Source organism: Sphingobacterium sp. JUb20 (genome assembly GCF_004342035.1).
Taxonomy (GTDB): Bacteria; Bacteroidota; Bacteroidia; order Sphingobacteriales; family Sphingobacteriaceae; genus Sphingobacterium; species Sphingobacterium anhuiense.
The window spans coordinates 117889-141545 of sequence record NZ_SLYV01000011.1 but is presented as its reverse complement, the minus strand read 5'-3'; the positions used below and the strand labels follow the sequence as shown (position 1 = coordinate 141545).

Below are 23657 nucleotides of genomic sequence, written 5' to 3'. Positions count from 1 at the left end.
ATAGAAATACATTTATTTTTTTTCTTGGATGATCATATCTGTCATCACTTTAGCACTTTCATCCTGTACAAAGTCAAATTCCATTTTAGGTTGTGGTTTACCCTCTTCCCATAGCGGCAGACCCCTTTGTTTCAACAAAGCATTGACACGATCTCTATTTTTCTTTTGGAAATCATCACGCTCTTTTTTAAACTTATCAAGTTGTAATGGAATTTTAGTTCCCTCGTCGCGTTTTTCAAAGGTTGCAATGTCTTCCAGTAAAAACTTGTATTCTGTCGAGTTTTTCATTCTCGCTTCGTGCTCTTGTTCAAGTTTTTTGTTCAATGCAGATAGATCTGCTACTTTTTTATACGTACTTGATTTGATTTGATCCCAAGGTAAAGCAGAAGGCTCGGAACTCTCACCGAATTTTTCTGCAGAATACTGCGTCGGGAATGTCACATCTGGGCTTACACCTTTATGTTGTGTGCTGCTACCATTTACACGGTAGAATTTCCCTAATGTAATATTGATCTGACCATATTCTGGCGCACCATTTGGGGTGTCAGGATCTTTTTCGTTTTGTGCTTTTAATAATAATTTACTTGTAGGACTGATCACGCGTGCCATATCAACAGCAGACTGTACCGTACCTTTACCGTATGATTGAGAACCTAAGATGACACCACGGCCATAATCCTGAATTGCACCGGCAAAAATTTCAGACGCTGAAGCAGAGAAACGATTAATCATGACGCCTAGAGGTCCATCCCATGATACTCCTGCATTTCTATCTTCTTCCACATCAATGGTGTTACGGACATCCCGTACTTGTACTACTGGACCTTTATCAATAAATAAACCTGTTAGGTCGATTGCTTCGGGAAGTGACCCTCCGCCATTGAAACGTAAATCTATTAAAACAGCATCTACTTTTTCCTGTTTTAAGGTATCCAGCAATAAGCGCACATCGCGGGTTGTACTTTTATAGTTTGGATCACGCTTACGGTATGCTTCAAAATCCATGTAAAATTTTGGTATGTTGATGACACCAACACGATAATTCTTGCCATCTGTACCTTTAACAGTTAAGATTTCTTTTTTCGCAGATTCTTCTGCTACTACAATTCGCTCTCTTGTTAATGATACTATTTTCGGGTGAGATCCAACCGGCTGACCAGCAGGTAAAATCTTTAAACGAACAATTGTTCCAGCAGGACCTTTAATTTTAGCAACTGCTGCATCTAATCTCCAACCGATGATATCCTCAAATTCTCCATCTTTCCCCTGTGCCACACCTACAATTTTGTCATCAATGGCTAAGCTTTTATCTTTAAAGATCGGTCCTCCAGGAATGATTTCACTAATAGTCACCATTTCATTGTCGATTGTCAATCGTGCACCAATACCTTCAAATGTATTAGCCATACCTTCATTGAAAGCCTGTGCAAATGATGGGTTAAAATACGATGTATGTGGATCAACGGCATCTGTCAATGCAGTCATGATTACCTGGAATGCATCATTTGAATTTATTTTCTTTCCCTGAGAAATTAAATTGTTATATCTTTTGCGAAGGGTTTCCTTCTGTTTAGTTTCTGTACTATCTGTTTTTTTAACAGTTGTCATTTCCAGATTTAACAAATCATATTTTACACGATGCTTCCATTGTGTATCTGCTTCTGCTGTGTTTTTGAACCAGCCTAACTTCTCACGGCTTGGTAAATAGCTTTCATCGATTGTGAAATCTTGTTTTACATCGACTTGCTTCAATGCATATTGCATGCGTTCTAAGTAGCGTTTAGAGTATACATTGAAAATATGAAAAGGAGCAGATAAATCACCATTACGGAAATCCTGTGCGATTGAATTTCGATATTGCTGAAACTCGTCGATATCAGATTGCAACAAGTAGTTTTTTCCCTGGTCTAAAGATTTAATTAAGTTATCAAATACGATTTTAGATATGGAATCATTCAGCTGTACTTTTTTATAACTGGTCGATTCTAAAAGTCCTGCAACTTCTTTTGCTATGACTTCGTGTTGCGCGCTAGGCTTTAGACCTCCTTCTACTTCGCTTAAATTAACACGGGGCTTCGAGCCACAGGAGACAATTGAAATAACAAAAAGGGTGAATATTAGCTTTTTAAACATATTTTCTATAATTTTAATAGTCATTTTTATTTATTGAGATAGCGCTTTAAATCCAAAGAGCTAAATTTAAATAATTTCAGTTCATAAATTTCAACAAATCAACAAATTTATTTGATATTTTAATTGAAAAATATGCACTATTTTATATTTCTTTTAATAATAACTCATTTTAATGAAGTTAAGTATGTTTTCTGAAAAACCAACCGTTCCTGTAATAATAATGTTATCTGATCAATCATTTCCTAAGATAGCATCATTATGTCTAGCTAATGTTCGATTCAGTCTATATATTAAACTGTTTAGTAAGGCCCATTTATACCATTAAAAACTAACACTAATAAATAACCGAGTGCAACGAGCTCATTTATACCATTGAAAACTAACACTAATAAATAATTTTTTCTTATGAAAGCTTTAATAATGACAATCATATGTTTTTGTGCCACAGAAACGAGTTTCGGTCAGCTTAAGCCTGTACGTTACTCCGACGGAGACCAAGCATTAGCTGGTTTAGTAAATACAGATGCCGGCGAGGGTGCTCCTGGGGTTTTGATTCTTCCTGCCTGGATGGGTATTGACGATGAAGCGACACAGGCCGCGGTACAGCTCAGCAAGGAAGGTTATATTACATTTGTTGCAGACATCTATGGAGAAGGAAATAAACCCACTACTGCTGCTGAAGCTGGGCAACAGGCGGGAAAGTACAAGAACGATTCAGAAGCATATCAAAGAAGGATCCGTTTAGCCTTAGAACAACTTGTAAAAGCTGGAGCAAGTCCACGCCGTTTGGCCGTGATTGGCTATTGTTTCGGTGGTACCGGAGCACTTGAGGCGGCTAGGGCAGGTATGGAAGTACAGGGTGTTGTTTCCATTCATGGTAACCTCGGTAAAGGTAACCGCCCTGATGGCCCAATCAAAACTAAAATATTGGTTCTACATGGTGCCGCAGATCCTCATGTATCTCCAGAAGAGATTGCTAACTTCCGAAAAGAGGTGGAGCATGCAGGTGCCGATTGGCAAATGATCTATTATGCAGCAGCAAAACATGCCTTTACCAATCCTGCTAGTGGTGATTTCGAACCTTTAGCAGCGCAACGCTCCTGGAAACATTTACTCGTATTCTTACAGGAAATATTGAAATAAAAGCTTGAAATCTATTCAGACCATTCAAGCAGGTTACAGCTTAATTTATAGATCTTTAACCTGCTTGAATGTCGCTTTTAAGCTGGTGAAGTTTTGATAAGTTTTATCAGCCTCTTCAAAGTCTTTTAGATGCATGTACACTTCGCCAAGTTTATCTAATACAGCGAGCTCAAGTGGTACATTTTTCCTTTCGCGGGCTAGTAGAAGCGTAGATAAAAATTCTTTTTTGGCTATTTTAAAGTTTTTATCTAACAATTTTGATGAAGCTAGCAGATATTCAATTGCCGGCAACTCATCTGTGATCTTTTTATTTTCTGCTAGTTGCTGTGCTTGAAGGAGAAACCATTGTGCTTCTGTGTATTTATTTTGCTCAAAATAAACCTGCGCTAATTGTTCCCAGGCTATTATTTTATCTTCATAAGCTTTTGCTTTATTATAGAGCGGTATCGCTTTTCTGATAATATTTTGCTCAGCCTCACTATAATTTTTCTTACCGCTTTTGGCCAATGCTATTTGCATCCAGGCGTTAGCTTGGTCATGATAGTCTTTTGATTGAACTGCCAGGTTCAAATTTTCCTGAGCTACAACTTCAGCTTTTTCAAAATTACCGGAATAAAGTAGCACTGCCGCTAAGTTTTGATGTAAGACAATACGATCCAGTTTATTGCTTTCTTTTGCCGCAATCAGGATTGCATTTTCAAAATAGGAAATTGCCTGATCGGGTAAATTATTATTGATTGCAAATAGCCCTGCTTCATTTACTAGTGCGAGATTAACTTGATCGTCGTAATTTTGTCTGATGCGGTTCAAGAGTTCATTCCATGTTGCTAAGTCCGTAGGTTCTGGTTTCATTAAATATTGAAACCGTCCTATATTCGGTAGACTTTTAACTTGGGTGAGTAACGTTTTATAGCGAAGTTCTTGAGCAATCTTTTTTGCATAATCTTTTCTCATATTACTATCAAAAATGTCAATCAATTGCTCCGTTCTTGATTTAGGTGGAGGGACAAAATATACCTTTGGACCTATTCCCTTGAAATTACTGTTATACTTTGTTATTGAACCAGTATAATCTTTGGTTAATTCCTGCGCATAAGACACGAAGCATAATGCTACTAAATAAGCACTACTGAGAAAGGCTATTTTCCAAAATTTCTTTTTAATCATGTATAATACCTGCTGTTGGTGAGGATCTTACAAAGATGTATAAAAAAAGTGTAAAATACTGTTAAAGTCCCTCATTTAAGCTTACATAACCTAATTTTTTCATTACATGATCGTGTTTTGATGTACAAAATACACGATAACGTTTTCGCCATTCACGCAATCGATTGTGTCTGTTTTCGATATTAAGAGTTCGGTAACTATGACTTAATATTATCAAAAATTTGATAGGAAATTCAAAACATAACTGTCAGATCACTACCAATTATTGACATGCTATTTATAGCAATTAACCAATAACTAAATTTCATGAAAAAAGCTTTTGTCTTTTATTCGTTGCTAATTTGCTGTGGCACTGGAAGTGTTACACATTCTAAAGCGAAGCCTTTTGAAGTCAGGAAAAGCCATTTACATGGTTGGAAACAAGGTAAGGATTCATCTTTATCGGATACACTTTCAAAAGACTCCATTGTTTACTATTCCTTGGATCCAGCAAGACCATTTTTGGGACGGGACACCGTTAATCTTGCGAACATTCAAAACAGGCCCTACTTGACTTTGGAGCAGATGCTAAAAGGTAATATTGCAGGTGTTTATGTGCAAGAGCCATCCGGAGAACCTGGTACCATTAAGCAGAATATGATGGTTAGGGGCTTAAGTAGGCCAATATTGTCAGCAGTAGATTTTAATAAAAGTAAACCATTGGTAGTGCTCAATGGGATCCCGTTGATTGATGATCCAAGTATTATTTATGACATCCAGAATTATAGCATACAACCCATCGGGTCTGCCACCAGTTTGAACAGTATGTTTGATTTGGACAATATTGAATCGATCCATGTGCTTAAGGATTATAGTACTTTGGCGATATACGGTCCCAGGGCTGTGAATGGTGTCATCTATATCACAACTAAAAATGCAAAAGCTGGCCAGCGAAAAATGAGTGTCAACGGACACTATGGTTTTGCCGAACCTTCAGGCGTAAGTACTATCAATGCCGAATTTGAAAAAACGTTTAGAGAACCTTTTTATAGACGGTATGCTACTTTGCAACAACAGAGTGCTTATCCGGCATATTTAAGTGATTCGTCCAATGTTAATTTTTACGGTCCGTCCAACTGGACAGATTCTTATTATCAGCAAAAACCCATTTATGCGATCAATGGCAGTTTAGAAGGGGGGTCTGAACGTGCCAATTTCCGTTTTTTTGGTAATTATAAAGGAGATGCAGGTGCTGCCGATGAAACGTCTTTAAAACGTTATCAAGCTGCTTTTTACCTTAATATGCAACCAGTAACTTGGTTGACTATTTCAAGTATGCTCCAAGGAACACGACTTGAAAGAGGTCGTAATCGTTCCATTATCGAACGATTGGGTGAAACGGCTTTCATTCCCGATTTATCAACTCCTATTGCCCCAAATAAAGATATGTATGGCTTATATCTTAACGAGTACAAAAAAACAATCGACGATAATGTAAATTCCAGTCTATTAGGTTCTTTCTCTCTGAATTTTGCAATACTTAAAAACCTCAACTTCTCCCCAAAAATTCATCTTGATTACAATGAAAATGTAAGAAATGTTTTCTGGCCGTCGACGTTGATGTCGGGCAACAATTATGTTTCTAATTATTTCGGTTATAACGAGCGTTTGGTCTTTGACAACTTATTGAATTATAAGTATGAGTTTGATACGGAAAAAAGTTTGTTGTTGGAAGGTGGCTTTAACTTCCAGGCAGATGCTCAAAAGTATAATTATATCCAAGGATATAAAGGACCAAATGATTTTATAAAGGTCAATGTGGTCGAAGGTAATTCCGATAAATCCAATTATTTAAAATCCGTAGGTTTCATTCCGTATTATTATCAAGATCGTATTGAGCACCGTTTGGCCTCGTTATATGCCCGAGCTACATACGAAAAGAAAGATGAATATCAATTATCGGCATTAATCCGTCACGATGGATCATCGGCAATACAGCCATCTAACCGTTGGTTCACCTCCTACACAGCAAGTACTGCATACAATTTAAATTATCTTATTAAATCTGACGCTTTTAATTTCTTTAAAGTGCTTGCTTCATGGGGCCGGATGGGTGATGTGCCAACAAATGATCGTGATGCAGCAGGACCTCAATATAGCTCTGAATTGGGCTGGAAGGGCAACAATAACATATTTTCATATAACGGCATAGGCACGATCTCAAGACCATACCAATCGGGCTGGATAGGATACGATTTGCCGTGGTCTTATACGGATCTGTTCAATGCCGGATTTGATATTGAACTACAGAATAAGCGTATCAGTGCTCGTGTGGAATATTACAATAAGAATAGTAAAGATGTAATTTTTGCAGTGCCAACTGTGGCTGAGTCTGGTTATCAATTTGAACGATTGAGTGGTATGGACATCAATAACCAAGGTATTGACTTAGCTGTTAATTTTAACTATCCCTCTCAAAATAATGGTTTTTCATGGAATGGGTCTTTCAATGTTTCCTATAACACAAATGCATTAAAAGCTTTGCCAAATGGATTACAAGAAGTAGAAATTGGCACTCGGAAATTAGAGGTAGGAAAACGTATCGATCAATTCTGGTTATTGCAAAACAAGGGAATCTATCAAAATGATGTTGATATCCCCGTTGATCCCAAAAACTATAAAATTCTGACTTACAACGGTACAACCATGAAAGGTGGTGATCCGCGCTGGGTAGATCAGAATGGAGACTACGACATCAACAATGATGATCGTACTTTAATGGGCAATGTCATTCCGAAATATACGGGAGGATTTTACAACAGGTTTGCTTACAGACAGATTGATTTTAGTTTCCTGCTTTATTTTAATCTAAAAAAAGATATCCTCAATGCGCAGGCAGCCCGTTATTTTGACTTTGCCAATCAAGATGAGGCGCATGACCTAAGTGCTGTCCGCGATATTACATATTGGGAAAAGAATTTTGATGAAAAAGCATACCCGATGTATAATCCCTGGTCGCCAGTTGCGCCTTATCAGGCTGAGCAGGATATGTTTATGGAAGATGGCTCATTCCTCAAATTGCGCAATATTACTTTAGGATATGATTTTACCAAGTTAGCGCAAGCAAATAATATCAAGTTTACCAAACTCTATTTGTACGCAACAGCAAGCAATTTATTGACCATCAGTAAATATTCAGGACGTGATCCAGAGTTAGTTGATTTTTATGGTTACGACAATGGACTTGGTTTACGCTTACCTAAAACATTCGTTTTAGGGTTAAAAATGGATTTTTAAGGAGAATAAGAACATGTTAACGATGATAAAGATCAATCGATATATGAGAAGAATAGCGGCGCCTGGGGCACTGTTATTTGGACTGGGCACACTAACATTATTGGGGGGCTGCAACAAAATGATGGATGTAGATTCTCGTCATATTGTCAATGAAGAAAATAAGTGGAAAGATATCAATGATGCGCGGGGTTCTCTAATGGGGGTATATGGTTTATTGCGCAGTGCCTTAGCTCAAGATAATGCCCACTGGATGTACGGTGAATTGCGAGGAGGGGATTTTACGGCTGTTAATAAACGAGATCTGGAAGTTATTATTTCAGGCGATTTAAATTCGTCTTATGCCTTAGTCCAAAATTTAAGTAACTGGCGTAAATTTTATGCTGTGATCAATGCCGCCAATTTATTCATTGAAAAATCAGGCCAGATTGTAACACTTGATGCACAGTATACCAGTTTAAATAATAAAATTGATGTTGCACAGATGCGTGTCATCAAGGGCTTCTGCTACTATTTATTAGCACGTACCTGGGGCGATGTACCTATCTGGGATAAAGCTTACGAAGGGAATTTTCCGAGCATTAAACAGTCTTCCGAAAAAGAAGTGTTGGCTTATGCTGAGCAAGAAGTAAAAGCGGCAAAGGATATTCTTCCATTTGTTTATGCCGACTTAACCGACCCAATTTATCCGGCACAGTATTATTTTGGTCAAGACCGCGCAGCTTGGAATGGCGTATTATTCAATAGATTGTCGGCAAATGCTATTTTGGCACATATCGCTGCCAGTTCCAACAATTATCTGGGAGCCTCTATTTATGCTGATTATGTGCTTACGAATGCCGGCAAAGGTGGTGCCGCATTTATTGAATCGAGCAACCTAACGAATGCGAATGGTTTCTTTTTCAATTCATCAAACTCGCAGTTGGTTGCTTTTCCTTTTAAATGGTCTGCTAATGAAGCTTCTTATCAAGGGCATCTTGAACAATTGACACTTGCAAGTCCTCTGGTTTCCAAGGCCATTCCAGATATCTACATCCCCACAGATCGTATTGTTCAAATATTTGATGAACCATCGGATGTTCGCTTTCAAATTACCAGTACTGGTGAACCGCAGTCCACTTACTTTTCAAATTTAGGAGGTTTATATCCCATTTTTAGTAAAATTAAAGTGATCCGAGAAGGAGTTTCCGGAGCTGACGGATCGCTCCCATTATTTAGTTCGGCGATTGTGTTTTCTCGATTGGAAGAGATTGCTCTGTTAAAAGCCGAATCGCTTGTTGTGCTTGGGCAGAATGATGAAGCAAAAGGATTATTGGATCAGGTTCGTAAAAGCCGTGGTTTAGCAGAAGCTCCTGCAGGGAATTTATTAGATCAGATTTTTTCGGAGCGCAGACGTGAGTTGATGGGTGAAGGGTGGAGATGGTATGATTTGGTGCGATATAATAAAATCAAACGAGACAATGCTGCTTTCAATACGTTGATCGATCAAAAAGGAATTTTTTGGCCAGTTGCAAAAGAAGCATTGAATAACAACAAAGCGTTGAAACAAAACCCTTACTGGTTGTAAAAACTACTATCATGAAAAATTATATTTTAATCGTTTTATTAGGATGTTGTACGCTATTCTTTTGGGCCAGCTGTACAAAAATGGATGGCTATTATGACTATCAGAATAGAGAAAATTTATTTAATGGCAATACCATTGAATACCTGGAATCCAAAACTCAGGTATACGATTCACTATTGAAAGTATTGAATCTGTATCCAGAACTCAAAGCAACTATGAAAACCGATAGTGTCACGTTGTTTGCTCCAACCAACTCATCGTTTCAATCGGCGCTTTATAACTTCAATCTTATTCGTAAGAATCAGAAAAAAAATCCCTTATATATTAAAGATCTTGATTTGGTGCAGTTGGATACCGTGCTGAGTAAATACCTGGTTGGCGGTATTGTGACAACAGATTCAATGCTTTTTGTCGATGGACTTTTTATTAAAACATTGAAGATTAGTCAACCTATGCATGCGCAGCGTATCAAACAACAGGCTACAGGCTTGGTTGATGGCGGCTTGGTAACAGTTTTCTATAGTGATACAAAGGGATCGAATTTTAGTACTTATTGGACAAGATCAGCAACTCAAGCTGTTAATATCAAAACTACAAATGGCGTTGTACATATACTGTCTAACGGGCATGAGTTTGGTTTTGGTGAATTCTTAACCCGTTTTAATCGATAATTATGAAAAAAAGAACGATCACAAGGGGACTGCTTGGTTTGATAGCACTGGGTATGCTGGGGTGTAAAAAAAATTTCCCTTCCGATTTAGATGCCTTTAGTTTAGAAATGAATTTTTCAACAACTGAATTTCAACCCATACTAGGTCGTACTACCTCTTATACAAGTATTTTTAATGCAGATCAATCGACTATGCCGTTGACTTTTCGTATTTCAGATGTCCGAAATTATGAAGGGAAACCTGCTCCTGAGCTCCTGAAGCTTTTTCCTGTTTCGATTTGGAAGAGTCGCTATACAGGCGAGGAAAAATCATTGAACGAAATTCGTGCTAAGCGTGATACTGTCATGCGACCTCTATGGGAAATCGGCGAGCATTCAGGGAATCTAACTATGCATAGTGCCAGTAATGCCAATATATTGAAAACATACCCCGATTCGGGTTACTACTTTGATGTGGATGTAAGTAATAATGGTGGGCGTCGTTTTTTTAAGAATATGCGCCTGATTCCAAAGAAAGAAGAGTCTAGCGATGGCGGTTTTTTTATGTCAACGGGAGTTTTAGGCGACTCTACAAAAAATATATTGATACCTATACAAGTATGGTATCATAAAACCGGTGAAGGAAGTTCTATTTCATTCAAGGTATTAGGTCCTGATCTAAAACCGATCAAGCTTTCGCGTTTCAATGAGACTAATTGGGATGAACTTGTGCATGGTTTTAACAAAAAAATGTCCAGCGATTCCACAGTAGTTCGATATGATGTGGAATATCCAATGCCACTTGTACCTACTATTGCAACCAAATGGAACAGTGGTGATTTTGCAAAATCACAATTTCAATATTCGAGAATAGCACTAGGTGGGATTAGATTACAGAGCCGTATAAACATTTTTTACAGCATTTACGAAAAGGGAGATTGGGATGTGGTGATCTATTTTCCTGATGAGGCGCCATTATTTGATAACGACTAAGATTATTATATAAGATGAAAAAATATATATTGTTAAATTTTTTTATACTCTTTGTTTCGTTCCTGAGTGCACAAGACATGGTAGCTGTGTCTGGCTTTGTTCAAGATCAGCAAAATAGAGCTGGTGTTGCCAACGCAACCATTCGGTCCACAAAGCTAAACAAAGCAATTGGAACGACAGACAAAAAAGGATTGTTCAGAGTCAATGCTCCAGTCAATGATGTATTGGTCTTTACAAGCACGGGGTATACACAAGTAAAAGAGTCTTTGGAGGGAAAGAAAGCCTTCACCTTTACGGTTTATATGACTAGAGCTGAAAATAAGTTGAATGAGGTCGTTGTACAAGGATTTATGCAACGGAAGCGCGAAACATTGACATCTTCTGCCATTACCATTGATGGGAAGCAACTTCAAGATAATCCAGTTTCCAATGTGACAGAGTTATTGCAAGGTAAAGTTGCAGGTATGAACGTTCAGGTTAGCAGTGGCCAGCCCGGTGTTCGTGCATCTGTTCTTGTACGTGGACTATCCAATATTTCAATGAGTGGGTCAGGTCAGGATGCTTTTCTGACACCGACTTCACCTCTATACATTGTTGATGGGGTTCCTGTCGATGACAATACCGACTTTCAATATGGGTTCAACAGTGCCGGCACTGGTATTAGTCCAATTTCATTGATTCCACCTGAAGATATTCAGTCGGTAGATGTGCTGAAAGATGCGGCAGCAACGGCATTGTATGGGTCTCGCGGAGCATATGGTGTTATCCGGATTACCACAAAAAGAGGTTTGTCAAAGGTGCCTATTATTCAGTATTCTACCAATCAATTTTTTAAAGTACCACCCGAATTACGCTCTATTCTGGGCGGCCGTGGTGAACGTATGTCAAGAATCAATCAAGTGCTCAATTATGGGGAAAATTATTACCATGGTCGTGATTTGATTTTTGACAATCAGATTTTGTCCGATAGTTTAAATCCTTATTATAATAATGCCACAAACTGGCAGGACGTGTTTTATAAGTCTACCTATAGCCAGTCACATAACGTCAATGCCTCTGGTGGTGATGCAACCTTCAATTATAAGATTAACGGACAGTATTACAATGAGAAGGGGATCATTCAAAATACAGGTTTTGATCGCTATACCTTGAGTATGAATTCAGAATATCGCCCTAGTGACCGTTTCCGTATGTTTGTGAATATGTCTGGAAATATCGGACAACAAAAAACAGGAACGGGTACCTCTGTTTCGCAAGGAGGAGTGGCGAGCTCTTCTTCAGCATCCTCTTTATTGCCTGGACCAAGCTCAGCATTTGTAGATCCGACATTAGCAGCATCCATACTCGGCCGCAATGACAATCGAACGACAGATGTGAAGTCCAATCTAGAGCTTGAGTACGAAGTAATTAATGGCTTACGTTTTAAAAATAACTTCAGCTATAACTATTCAGCAAATAGAACCGACAATTTTTCACCAGCGGTTTCCAATAACAACAATTCTAAATTATATAATTTCGATTCGCAGCGCAATACCATATATAATATGGGTCAAGTGACTTATCTCAAGGCTTTTGGTGAAGATGAGAAACATATTTTGACTACTTATATCTTGAACGAGATCAATGTCAACAATTCGATTGCTAAAGCGCAATTGAAAGAAGGATTTAGTAATGATCAGTTAGAAGGCCCCTTTAGTTTCAATGGTAGTTCAGCAAAAGGAGGTGTTCTCAATAATATGTCCGATGTCCGTTCGGTAGCTTTCGCAGGGGCGGCGAGTTATAATTATATGTCAAAATACATATTTGATGTTACGTATAGATTCGATAAGTCATCCACTGTAGGGCCCGATGTCGCGTGGCAGAAGAATCCATCCTTATCTGGCCGGTGGAATATCCAAAAAGAAAGTTTTATGGCCGATGCAGCCGACACATGGTTAGATTACCTATCGTTGCGTGCGGGTTGGGGAAAAAATATTGTCCCAACAGGTACGGTGTTCGATGCTAATGGTAAATATATATTTACAGGTGCATTTAACAATAATCCTACTATCGGTTTTAACTGGGGGCAGATGCCCAATAGCTTGTTGATTCCGTCAACAACAACATCAAGTAGCTTAGCGCTGGAAATGGGTATTCTAAAAAATAGAATTACAACTATTCAAGAATTCTATTACAAGCAGGTAGATAATATGTTGTGGGAAAGACCATTGGCAGATCACAATGCATTTAGTAATATCAAAACTAATGATGTCAGTATGGTCAATTATGGATACGAATTTACTTTTATGTTCAGACCATTGAGTAACCAGAGCAAAGTAAATTGGAATATTTCGTTAAATGGTGCTGTCAATCAGGATGTGTTGACGCGTTTACCTGACAATGCACGTCAATATATTGTTAAAGACGATTCCGGAAACGGATTTGATACCTACTACCGCTTAGGACGTAACAGCTTATCATATTTATTGTACAATTATAGAGGAACTTTTGCAGATGATGCTTCTGTTCCTGTCAATCCTGATACAGGCGAACCTTATAAAACAGTAAAGGATGGTACCACTTATTATTTTCAAGGAGGCGATCCTTTTTGGACGGATCTAAATGGTGATTATATCTTAGATGACCGTGATCGTGTGGTGGTTGGTAATGCTCAACCAAAGATTACTGGAGGACTTTCGACTTTTGTCCAGTATAAAGGGATGAGCATTAATGTTAACTCCTCATTTACTTTAAAACGCGATGTCATTAATGCGGCATTAGCGAGTCAGATGGGATCTTACGGCAACCCACTATTTGGGGATAATAATGGCCAAAAAGATGCTGCATTATTACCTCTAGATAAATACGACTTTTGGACTCTTGTAGGTAATAATAGTGAATGGCCAAATCCGTATGATTTTTTGCGACGTAGTGGCGTACAGCCCTTCCGTCCTAACCAAACGTTGTTTTTAGAAGATGGATCCTATTGGAAAATCAATAGTATCACTTTAGCCTATAATTTCCCAAGGGAATGGACGCAACGTTATAAGATTACTTCTTTACGTGTTTTTGGGACGGCCAATAATGTGCATACCTTTTCAAAATATAGCGGCCCAAATCCAGAGGGAGTTACAGCAATGGGCTATGACCGATCGGATGGTTATCCTACACCAAAGACATATACATTGGGTTTAAATGTTCAATTCTAATCTTAAGAGCATGATAATTAACAAAATTACAAAATATACAATAGGGGTACTAGTTCTTTTTAGTCTGTTTGGCTGTAAGAAATTCTTGAATGTAGAGCCCATTGATAGCCTTTCAGGTAATAATTTTTGGCGTAATAAAGACGATGCAGAGACATTTACAAGGGAAGTTTATCGGCTCTTTCGTTCAGGTGTGGGTATTGATCGTCCCGTATTATTGATCGGAGATTTCCGTAATGCTCCTGTATTGAAAACAGCGACTTTTCCTAACCGAAATGACATTAGTATCATTGGTCGTGGTGATATCCGCACTTTAGTCAACACCGTTAGACCAACACCAGGAACCGATGCTGAACGTTTCTGGACGTATAATGTGGAGTGGGATAAAGTTAGTGATTGGACACCTATTTATAAGGTTATTCAATCTGCCAATATTTTATACGATTTGGTGCCAAAAGTTGCTGAGAATGATCCTTCTTTTTCAGCTAATGAAGTGAAGAAGTATCAGGCAGAAGCTGTTTTTATGCGTAGCATGTCTTATTTTATTTTGATCCGATTATTCAGTGATGTGCCTTATTATACCAATTCTTATAATCAAGATGCTTTGCCGCGTACAAGTCATGTCGAAGTGGCAAAGAAATGTTTGGCAGATTTGGCTGAAGTAAAAGACGATTTACCTTGGACGTATAGCGATCCAGCAAATCGCGGTGTACGTGCCATGAGAGGATCGGCCTTGGCACTGATGATGCATCTTAATATGTGGCTGGCCGGATTTGACAAAGATAATGCAACGTCCTATTATACAGCAACAGATGTTTTAGGGGATGAGCTTTATCAAGAGGGCGCTGTAGCGGCCAATGCCTACGAACTGCTACCTATCGAACGGGTTGCCGAAGTTTTTAACGGTCGTTCCAGAGAAGGGTTATTTGAGATACCTAACAATGTAAATTATGGTGAATCGTATGGCAATCTACGGAAGACTTATTTTGCGCATGTACTTCATGCGCCCTATTTTTTATTGAATTCGACCACAACGAATTTAAGCGAGCTGACTTACGATCCTAATTATATGAAAACCATTTATCCCGACGGTCAAGAGGACGGTCGTATTAAAAGCTGGTTTACCGATTTGAAGGGTGAAAATTTCATGTACTCTGGCACCGGCGCCTTTACCTTCTTTAAGTTTTTCAATCTAGCATTAGGTTCTGGCAATACTGCTCAATCGTTGGGGAATTACCAGATTATATTTCGATTGGCAGATGCGGTTTTATTACAAGCTGAGGCCAATGCCAATCTTGGAAAAGATGGCAAAGCTACTGAGTTGTTGAATCTGATTAGGGGTAGAGCTAAAGCAGGGCTTTACCCTGCATCCAATAATTATGAAAACAACTTATCAGATGCCATTTATTGGGAACGCTGTAAAGAATTGATGGGCGAGGGTCATTATTACTATGATCTTGTTCGTACAGGAAAAATCTATGACCCGCTCTATAGTAGCAGAGCGATGAGCTATGCTGGTTTTGTTGCAGGTGGATGGACCTGGCCGATTAACCCCAAAGCGATGAATAATAATCCCTATATGACACTTAACGACTATTGGAAATAAGATAATCTCTACAATGATGAAAAATATACTATTTGGTTTATTGGTGCTGATAAGCGTGGTTGCATGTACCAATAAAGATTATTTTGAAGATACGGGTACACATGACCCAAAGTTTAATGGTAATATGATGGCCTATCTTGACGCTAAAAGTCAGCGTCCTGAAGATCCTTTTGATACCTTAACACAGGTGATCCGATATGCTGGGATGGAGGATATTTTTAAAAATGAACAGATCACCTTTTTTGCTCCTCCAGATCCGACATTTAGAAAAGCAATTGATGGGTTGAATACTTATTTGTATCAGCTCGGAAAAGATACAATTACTTCCTTTAAACAGGTTAAACCTGTAGTTTGGAAAAAAATATTGTCACAATACCTGATCAAAGGTGACTATGGTCTGATTGACTTCAGGCAAGTAGATACAACTGCGCTGTATGCATTCGGAGGTCAGATCTTTCAGTCCTATGATGAAACGGAATCTATTAATGTAGGTGTCGTGTACCACGATTTAAAAAATGGTGATGCCACCATAAAATATGGCGGAGCTAGACAGATTCTACTGTCGTATGTACCCGATTATTCAACCCCATCATCCGATTGGGTAAATACGTTCGTCTCATCGTCCAATATCAAACCGACCAACGGGCGGGTTCATGTGCTGAATTATAATAGACATCGGTTCGGCTTTGTTTACTCGCGTTTTATTGTAATGGCCATTGAGCATGGAATTGATTATACCAAGTAAGTTATGAAAAGAATGAAATTAACCACTAAGCTATTCGTGATATTTGTCCTTTCAAGTGTCATGTCCTGTAGCAATAAAATAGAATATGGACCAGATCCGTATGCAGGGGGTAAGGAGCCATTAGATGTTGTTTTTCAGGAAGGTACGCCTAGTCCTTCGCAAGCGAAAGTAGGCAGTACTGTGGTATTTAAGGTCAATGGGCTTTTGAAATATAAAGATCAGATTAAATTTTACATCAATAACGTTGAGTCAGATATCGTAGATATCACTGATTCGACCTTGACCAGCGTAGTTTCAGAGAATACGAGTACTGGAGGGGTCAAAGCGGTTGTAAATGGGCAAGTATTTGCAGGACCGAATTTGCCTATTATCGGTAAATTAGGAATCGATCTTACCTTCCAGTCTGGTGTAGGATCCAACGGACCTCTATTTTCGATTGCTAAGTTTAGCAATAATCAAATTTTTATTGGTGGTATGTTTTCCGATTATAACGGAAATGGAGCTTCCTCCAAGATTTCAGGTTTAGCACGAATCACCAATGCCGGAGAATTTGTGCGAGGAATGAAATTTGGACAAGGAGTAACGGGTAATGTTAACAGCATGAACGAACTTAACGATGGTAATATCCTGATTTCAGGAGGCTTTCAACGTTATGATACCGTTAGCATGATTAAAAATATGACCACCATCAGTTCCGTAGGTGCATTACTTGTCAAGTCAACGCCGATATTAAATTTGACGGACGATCCAAACAAAAGCAATATCATCGTTCCAGCATTTAATGGCGGTTCAGAAACATCTATTTTAAAGACTTTTGTTCAGAATAATAAAGTAACCATCGTTGGAGGGTTTAAAACCTACAGCAGTAATTATTACGTCCGTTCTACTTATGATAATATTTTGACCGATTTCTTTGGTATGAATGGTGTCGTTCGAATGAATATGGATGGGTCACTTGATTCCACTTATTTTGTCGATCATAAAAGTATTCCCAAAAGAAGCTATACAGGGGTTAATGGATCCATCTTCGATGCGCATCTCCAGTCTGATGGCAAATTAGTGCTAGTAGGTATATTTTCGACTTTTAATGGTAGTAATGCCGCAAACGGTATTGTTCGACTTAATGATGATGGCACCTTTGACCCTAGTTTTCAAACAGGTTCGGGTGCGAATGGGATGGTGTTTGACATCAGTTATGTTAAAGAAACCAAAAAATATGTTCTCACCGGATCTTTTACCAGTTTTAATGGCATACCTGCAAATGGTATAGTGGTTATCAATCTAGATGGTTCGGTAGACAAAAGTTTCCAAAGTAAAGGTTTTACGGGGGGTACCCCCTCTTATGCGGTACAGTTAAGTAATGGACTTATTGTAGTTACTGGGACGTTTAAAACTTATGATAGCATCATTCGTGAAGGCTTGCTGGTTTTAAATGCAGATGGTACCCTAGCACAGGATTATAATAATACGGGGCGGTTAGTCGGTACGGTCAATGATTCTTTAGAGGGTACTAATTCCTTAGGTCAACGTACATTAACACTGGTCGGAGGTTTCACTTCCTTTAATGGGAAGAGCAATTTAGGAAACATTGTTCGTTTGACCATTTTAGACTAACATACTAATAGACCCATTATTCAAGAGAAATAAACATATAGGATTATGTGGAAGAATTATAAAAACTTTGGGATAATCGCACTCTTAGCGGTTCATCTCACCAGCTGTAATAAAGACTTGGACAATAAGTTGGACTTTGACCAAAATCCGTCCGATCTTCAGATTCAGGCCAATCAATACAAGATAGCCTACATTGTTGTGGAAGGAGCTGTTGGTACCGTCGTGGGTAACGAGGCGACAGATTACGGTAATATGCCAAATTTAGCGGCCATGACTTTAAATTCAACTTTTAGTTGGAATTCGGTGAGTAATGAAAATGGACTATTAACGAGCAATTATGCCGATTTGTTAACGGGTACAGAAATTACTAAACATCAAGTAATCAACGAGCAAGCAACTGGAAATAATTTGGCAAATTATCCAACACTATTTAAACGGATCAAACAATATACAGATGCGCGTACCGCCCTGGTAAGCAACAGTGATGCGGTACAGCTTCTTGTTGAAACAGGATCTTTGGATCTGAATAAACAAGTGGCATCTGATGAAGAGGTATTGGTACATGCGAAGGAAGAATTAAAGCGAGAAGAGGTCGGGGTTTTGGTGGCAACTTTCTCTGATGTTCAAAAAGCGGGAAGGCAATTTGGTTTCGGCCCCAAAGTAGCTGGATATGTGCAGGCATTGCATACTTTCGATCAACGTTTAGGAGATTTGATGACCACCATTAAAGCGCGTCCAGGTTATAAAAATGAAAAATGGTTGGTTGCAGTTGTATCTAGCAATGGTGGGGATTATACCTTAGATCCTGCATTACAAGACGGGAGTATTTATGCAATACCTGCACGAAACAACTTCGCATTGATGTACAATAGCGATTTTACCTATAAACTTGTTGAGAGAATGGAAACAGCAGATCCGTCGTGGATCTCGTCTGCGGCGACGTATGTGAGTAATGGAACTGCAGCAAATCAGGTATATGGTAAGATGTCAGCATCAGACAGTAAACTTTATGATATTGATAAGTCAAAAGAATATACGATTCAGTTGAAGGTTAAATTTTTGCAATTTGGGGGCTATAATACGACACTTCTAGGTAACCGATCAAGTACGAGTGGTGGTGAAGCTGGCTGGGCATTTTTAAATGGTTACAGTAGTACCAATGATGAATCGAGTGCTAATATTCGTCTAAAAGTAGCCGGTACAACTGCTTATTTCACCCAAAAGTTAGAATTAAATAGCTGGTATACCTTGACAGGTCGTTTCTTTCAGCAAGAAGGTAAACAGTTTATGACTATTTATGTCGATGGCGTAGCCGGCGAAACCAAAGATATCTCAGGTGTTAGCGGTATTGGATCAGGTGTATTCCAATTGGGCTACGGTTCTGGATTTATTAAGGATACTCAAAAGCACATGATTGGCGATGTCCGTTTTTATAATACGGCACTTCCTGTTGCTCAGATCCAGAGTAACTATTGTACAACGATGTCTACGGCTTTGTCCGATGCATATTACCCCAATCTGATCGGTTACTGGCCTGCCAATGATGAAGCTGCAGTAATCCGCGATCAAAGTCCAAGCCGACGTAATTTTACTATGGTGGGTCCATTTGCTTTTACCAGTTTCTCTGAGAGAGCCGGTAATCTATGTCCAACATTGCCCGATTATTTAGAACGTTACGTGATTCGTTCGGTCGATATTCCTAAAATGGTATACAACTGGTTGGGTATTATTGAGGTTGGGCAGTTTAATTTGGATGCACAAAGTTGGGCTCCAGCATTTTCAAATCAATAAAAAACTAAAAGATGAAAAGGCAATTATTATTTTGTTTTTCTTGTGCAGTATCTTTGGTCCTGAACTATTCTTGTTCCAAAGATTACGGGTACTTATTTGATAATGGATATTCATCCGGAGAATATACCGATACTGTTGGTGCTGCTATTGATACCAACCGTTTTAAGATCGACTATTCAAAATATACCCAAGCACGTGTTTTTCCGGGTTTGATCGGTGATAAGGAACCGCGTTTGGAAAATTATAAGGTGACGATTGATCTTAATTTTGATGAAATCAGATCCTCCGATTTACGTATTTCAGTTGCTCCAGGCAATTGGCAGAGTACCAGTATGTATGCACCTGCAGGTGAACTTATTGTCATTGAGGTGCCTGCAGGTATCTATGGACTTACCGCTCAGATCGGTGCGCATACACATAATAGTGCAACCGGTATCCCTGCTCCTCAGCGTGATTTGCAAGTCGCTTCACGCCAAGTGTTGTTTCCCGGTAAAAATTACCTACGCAACCTATACGGCGGCTTGATTTACATCCTTCCTTCTAGTCCTTTAGGACGTACCGCCGATCTTCTTTTTTCTGGTGTTGTACAGGCTCCAAGTTTCAAATTGGGCGAATCGACCGATGCAGAATGGTTGGATAAGGTTTCCAAATCAACAGTTCCTTGGTTTGAGCTGGAAGGAAAACGCATGGTATTAACTCTAGAAACCGCCAAGCTTAAAAAGTTTCCTTTACTTAATCCTACCGCTTTGATGACTAAATGGGATGAAATGATCCAAAAAGCATATTGGGATTGGACGGGTATGACAGAAGGAAATCCAGACGTCCGCCACCGTGCCCCATTCAATAAATGGCGTATTGTTCATGAAGTACTTTTCAAAGCTGGTGTAGCGCAGTCGTCCGGTTATCCTGTTCATGCCCGTAATAGTGATGAATATTTTAGACAGGCTACGAGTTTACAATCTGTAATGACGCAAAATTGGGGTACTTATCATGAGCTGGGACACAATATGCAACAGGGAAGTACTTGGAATTTCGATGGCAATGGAGAAGTGACCAATAACCTTTTCAGTTTTAAGATGGCTTGGGTTAATGGGCAGCAACATACTAAGATAGCCGAAGTTTGGCCTACAGGACAGGCTTGGATTACTTACTCCGCACCTGTTGGCAACACTGATGCGGCCAAAACAAAGACATGGGCCAATATGGAGACCATTTCCAAAAATCATAACGATGCTAAACTCATCATGTATGCACAGATTTTTGAAAAATATGGATATGAATTCATGACATATTTGTACACGAGAGCACGAAATGCGCGGTTTACATCGGCCAATAATCAGTCTAAAATTGACTTTTTCTATGAGTCCTTATGCGAATATACAAAAATGGATATGGAACCTTTTTTATCAATTGGTTGGGGCATCAAGGTTAGTGACGTATCCAAACGTTATGTGGTTGAAGATTTGAAATTACCTTTATTGAATCAATATTTCTGGCTTTATAATCCGGTAACACATACGGGAGGTGAAAATGCTTATTACCCAGAACTTCCAAAAACGGGATGGATCGCTACTGCCAGTAATAATCAAACAGATGCGAGTAATACATATGTGCCTTCAAAAATGTTAGATGGTGATATTAGTACATTTTGGTCATCCTGTTGGAATGCGACTTGTACCGGAGCCGCATTTTCTTCACCTACATGGACGATAACAGTACAGACAGGTGCAAATAGCATCGTTGCTAATGGCATTTCACTGTCTATCCGTCAGGTAGCTAATCATGCCAATCATTTCAAAAAATTTAGTTTAGAATTAAGTGAAGACAATGTTTTTTGGCAACCTGCGGGAACGCACAATATGACCCGAGATTTATTTAAGCAATATTTTTTCTTTAATTCTGAAACGAAAGAAACGAGGACCTTTAAATATGCTCGTATCAAAATTAACAAGGCCGATTTGTTCACACCAACAGATTATGCTTCGATTGCTGAGCTTGGTTTTATCAATGTGACACCCTAAAAAGACTACTTTATGAAAATGAATTCTTATAAAATACAGCTCTTATTGCTTACGGTGATCGTAGCGTTCACCAGTTCCTGTAAAAAGTATTTTGATCCTCCTCTAATATTCGAAAAAGAAGAATCAAGACCTGCCGTAAAAGATCGGAAAGTTTTGCTTTTGGTGATCGATGGACTTTCAGGTCGTGAGTTGGCCAAAGAAGTTCCTGCTACAATTAAGAGCCTATTGCCACATGCTAAATATACTTTCCGCGCATTTGCAGATGCAAATACGGGCGATGCTTCTACGTGGACATCGTTATTAAGTGGTAAAAATAGCGCCAATCATGGTGTTTTTGGCAATAGTTTCGAAGAAGATATCGATGAAGATGATCCACATGGCAATAATTCGACTGCTGTTGAAGGTTTTTTTACCATCTATCAAAGATTGCTGGAAACAGGTCGTACCTTAAAATCATTGGCGGTGTCCGATTATGGCGCTATGCAAGATCGTTTATTGGGGCTGGCAGATACGAAGATTATGGTAGACAATGATCAATTGGTTCGTGATAGCGCAGTTGCAGCATTAAAACGAGGCCCTGCAGAACTTGCGTTTGCTACAGTCAATTTTAGAAGTGTCAATGAGGCTGGTCTTCAAGCCGGTTTTAGCTACGACAATGCTGGTTATAAAGCTAATTTGACGACTGTAGATGGTTATATCGCAGAAGTCCTTGCAGCTTTAAAAGAACGCAAAAACTATGCGACCGAGGATTGGTTGGTTATTGTTACATCCAATCATGGAGGTTTGGAAAATGGTTATGGCGGTGCTAGTATGCCAGAACGGGAGATTCCGATGATTTTCTACAATGAAAATTTTCAGGAAACGCATATTAAAGATGCAGATGTGACCAATTCTTTGACGTTAAATAATAAAGGTGCGACTTATATAACCCCAACAATTTCGGCTACGAACTCAGCTCTGTACGACATCAAGGATGGTCAGGAGTATACCATTATGTTTAAGGTGAAAAATTACGTAAAACCAGGAGGGACAAGCCATCAAGTTATTTTAGGTAGAACCTCTCACGCCTACAGTTCCAATAGAGGCTGGCATTTTATGCTGGAAGGTGCTACTACAGGAAAGTATCGAGCGCTACTTGGTGATGGTGGTGGGCAGTTACAAATTGTAGGTCCAGTTGCAGGTGCAGTGAATACCTGGGAAACAATAGCCTTAAAGATCTACAATAAAAGCGATGGTAAACGTTATGCGACTTTATATGTAGACGGGGTGGCAGGAACGGAAAAAGATGTTACTACAGACCGTAAAAGTTTTCAGACAGCGGCCAATTTTATTTTAGGTTCAGGCAATGTAGCTTCAATTGGTACTTTCAATGGTGACATTAATAATTTAGTATTCGTTAACAAAGCATTGACTGACGAAGAAATCAGCGATTTTACTTGTCATGCCGCGCTAGATGATAAGACGAGCTATTGGGGTAATGTCAAAGGATTTTGGAAAGCAGACGAGGGGTATGGATATAAAATCAACAATAGTGCGACGGGTAGTGATAGTAATACTGCTTTTACATTCGATAAATCAACTGCCGTCTGGAAATTACAAGATCAGTGGAACTGTCTTTCCGATCAGGACAAGAAGATGCAGTTTGTTATGAATAGTACTGATGCGGCATCGCAGATTTACTACTGGCTTAATATTCAACCGGCAGAATCATGGAAACTAGCTGGAAAGGTTTTCTTGAATAATTACGAAACGGAATTTATTAAATAATCT

Annotated in this window: 14 protein-coding genes; 12 read left to right on the top strand and 2 right to left on the bottom strand. The window is 38.9% G+C overall.

Annotated elements, in window-relative coordinates; genetic code table 11:
* Positions 1-12: 12 nt before the first annotated feature.
* Positions 13-2133, bottom strand: coding sequence for a carboxy terminal-processing peptidase (locus tag EDF66_RS18815; protein ID WP_132844303.1), 2121 nt, complete (start codon positions 2131-2133; stop codon positions 13-15).
* A gap of 405 nt (positions 2134-2538) precedes the next feature.
* Between EDF66_RS18815 and EDF66_RS18810 the strand changes: the two genes are divergently transcribed.
* A complete protein-coding gene (locus tag EDF66_RS18810; protein ID WP_132844302.1) occupies positions 2539-3276 on the top strand; it encodes a dienelactone hydrolase family protein in 738 nt (245 codons plus the stop codon).
* A gap of 45 nt (positions 3277-3321) precedes the next feature.
* Here EDF66_RS18810 and EDF66_RS18805 read toward each other — a convergent pair whose 3' ends face one another.
* Complete coding sequence (locus EDF66_RS18805; protein ID WP_132844300.1) at positions 3322-4443, bottom strand: tetratricopeptide repeat protein; 1122 nt, start codon at positions 4441-4443, stop codon at positions 3322-3324.
* Between the two features lie 306 nt (positions 4444-4749).
* Between EDF66_RS18805 and EDF66_RS18800 the strand changes: the two genes are divergently transcribed.
* From EDF66_RS18800 to EDF66_RS18750, 11 genes are read left to right on the top strand one after another with little or no spacing between them, the layout of a single operon-like run.
* The gene (locus EDF66_RS18800; protein WP_132844299.1) at positions 4750-7719 is read left to right on the top strand and encodes a SusC/RagA family TonB-linked outer membrane protein; all 2970 of its coding nucleotides are present in this window, start codon (positions 4750-4752) and stop codon (positions 7717-7719) included.
* A gap of 22 nt (positions 7720-7741) precedes the next feature.
* On the top strand, positions 7742-9283 hold the full coding sequence (locus EDF66_RS18795) for a RagB/SusD family nutrient uptake outer membrane protein (RefSeq protein ID WP_132844297.1): 1542 nt from the start codon (positions 7742-7744) through the stop codon (positions 9281-9283).
* A gap of 11 nt (positions 9284-9294) precedes the next feature.
* Positions 9295-9954, top strand: a complete 660-nt coding sequence (locus EDF66_RS18790) for a fasciclin domain-containing protein (RefSeq protein WP_132844296.1) — start codon at positions 9295-9297, stop codon at positions 9952-9954.
* Between the two features lie 2 nt (positions 9955-9956).
* Positions 9957-10925, top strand: a complete 969-nt coding sequence (locus EDF66_RS18785) for a DUF5007 domain-containing protein (RefSeq protein ID WP_132844294.1) — start codon at positions 9957-9959, stop codon at positions 10923-10925.
* A gap of 14 nt (positions 10926-10939) precedes the next feature.
* Positions 10940-14113, top strand: a complete 3174-nt coding sequence (locus EDF66_RS18780) for a SusC/RagA family TonB-linked outer membrane protein (protein ID WP_132844293.1) — start codon at positions 10940-10942, stop codon at positions 14111-14113.
* Between the two features lie 10 nt (positions 14114-14123).
* Positions 14124-15716, top strand: coding sequence for a RagB/SusD family nutrient uptake outer membrane protein (locus EDF66_RS18775; protein ID WP_243656087.1), 1593 nt, complete (start codon positions 14124-14126; stop codon positions 15714-15716).
* A gap of 13 nt (positions 15717-15729) precedes the next feature.
* Positions 15730-16461, top strand: a complete 732-nt coding sequence (locus tag EDF66_RS18770; protein WP_243656086.1) for a hypothetical protein — start codon at positions 15730-15732, stop codon at positions 16459-16461.
* A gap of 3 nt (positions 16462-16464) precedes the next feature.
* Positions 16465-18075 (top strand): DUF5008 domain-containing protein, encoded by a 1611-nt coding sequence (locus EDF66_RS18765; protein WP_132844289.1) that lies wholly within the window; start codon positions 16465-16467, stop codon positions 18073-18075.
* 45 nt (positions 18076-18120) lie between these two features.
* On the top strand, positions 18121-19866 hold the full coding sequence (locus EDF66_RS18760) for a LamG-like jellyroll fold domain-containing protein (RefSeq protein ID WP_132844287.1): 1746 nt from the start codon (positions 18121-18123) through the stop codon (positions 19864-19866).
* Between the two features lie 11 nt (positions 19867-19877).
* The gene (locus EDF66_RS18755) at positions 19878-21887 is read left to right on the top strand and encodes a M60 family metallopeptidase (protein ID WP_132844286.1); all 2010 of its coding nucleotides are present in this window, start codon (positions 19878-19880) and stop codon (positions 21885-21887) included.
* Positions 21888-21899: 12 nt separating this feature from the next.
* Positions 21900-23654, top strand: a complete 1755-nt coding sequence (locus EDF66_RS18750; RefSeq protein WP_132844284.1) for a LamG-like jellyroll fold domain-containing protein — start codon at positions 21900-21902, stop codon at positions 23652-23654.
* Positions 23655-23657 lie beyond the last annotated feature (3 nt).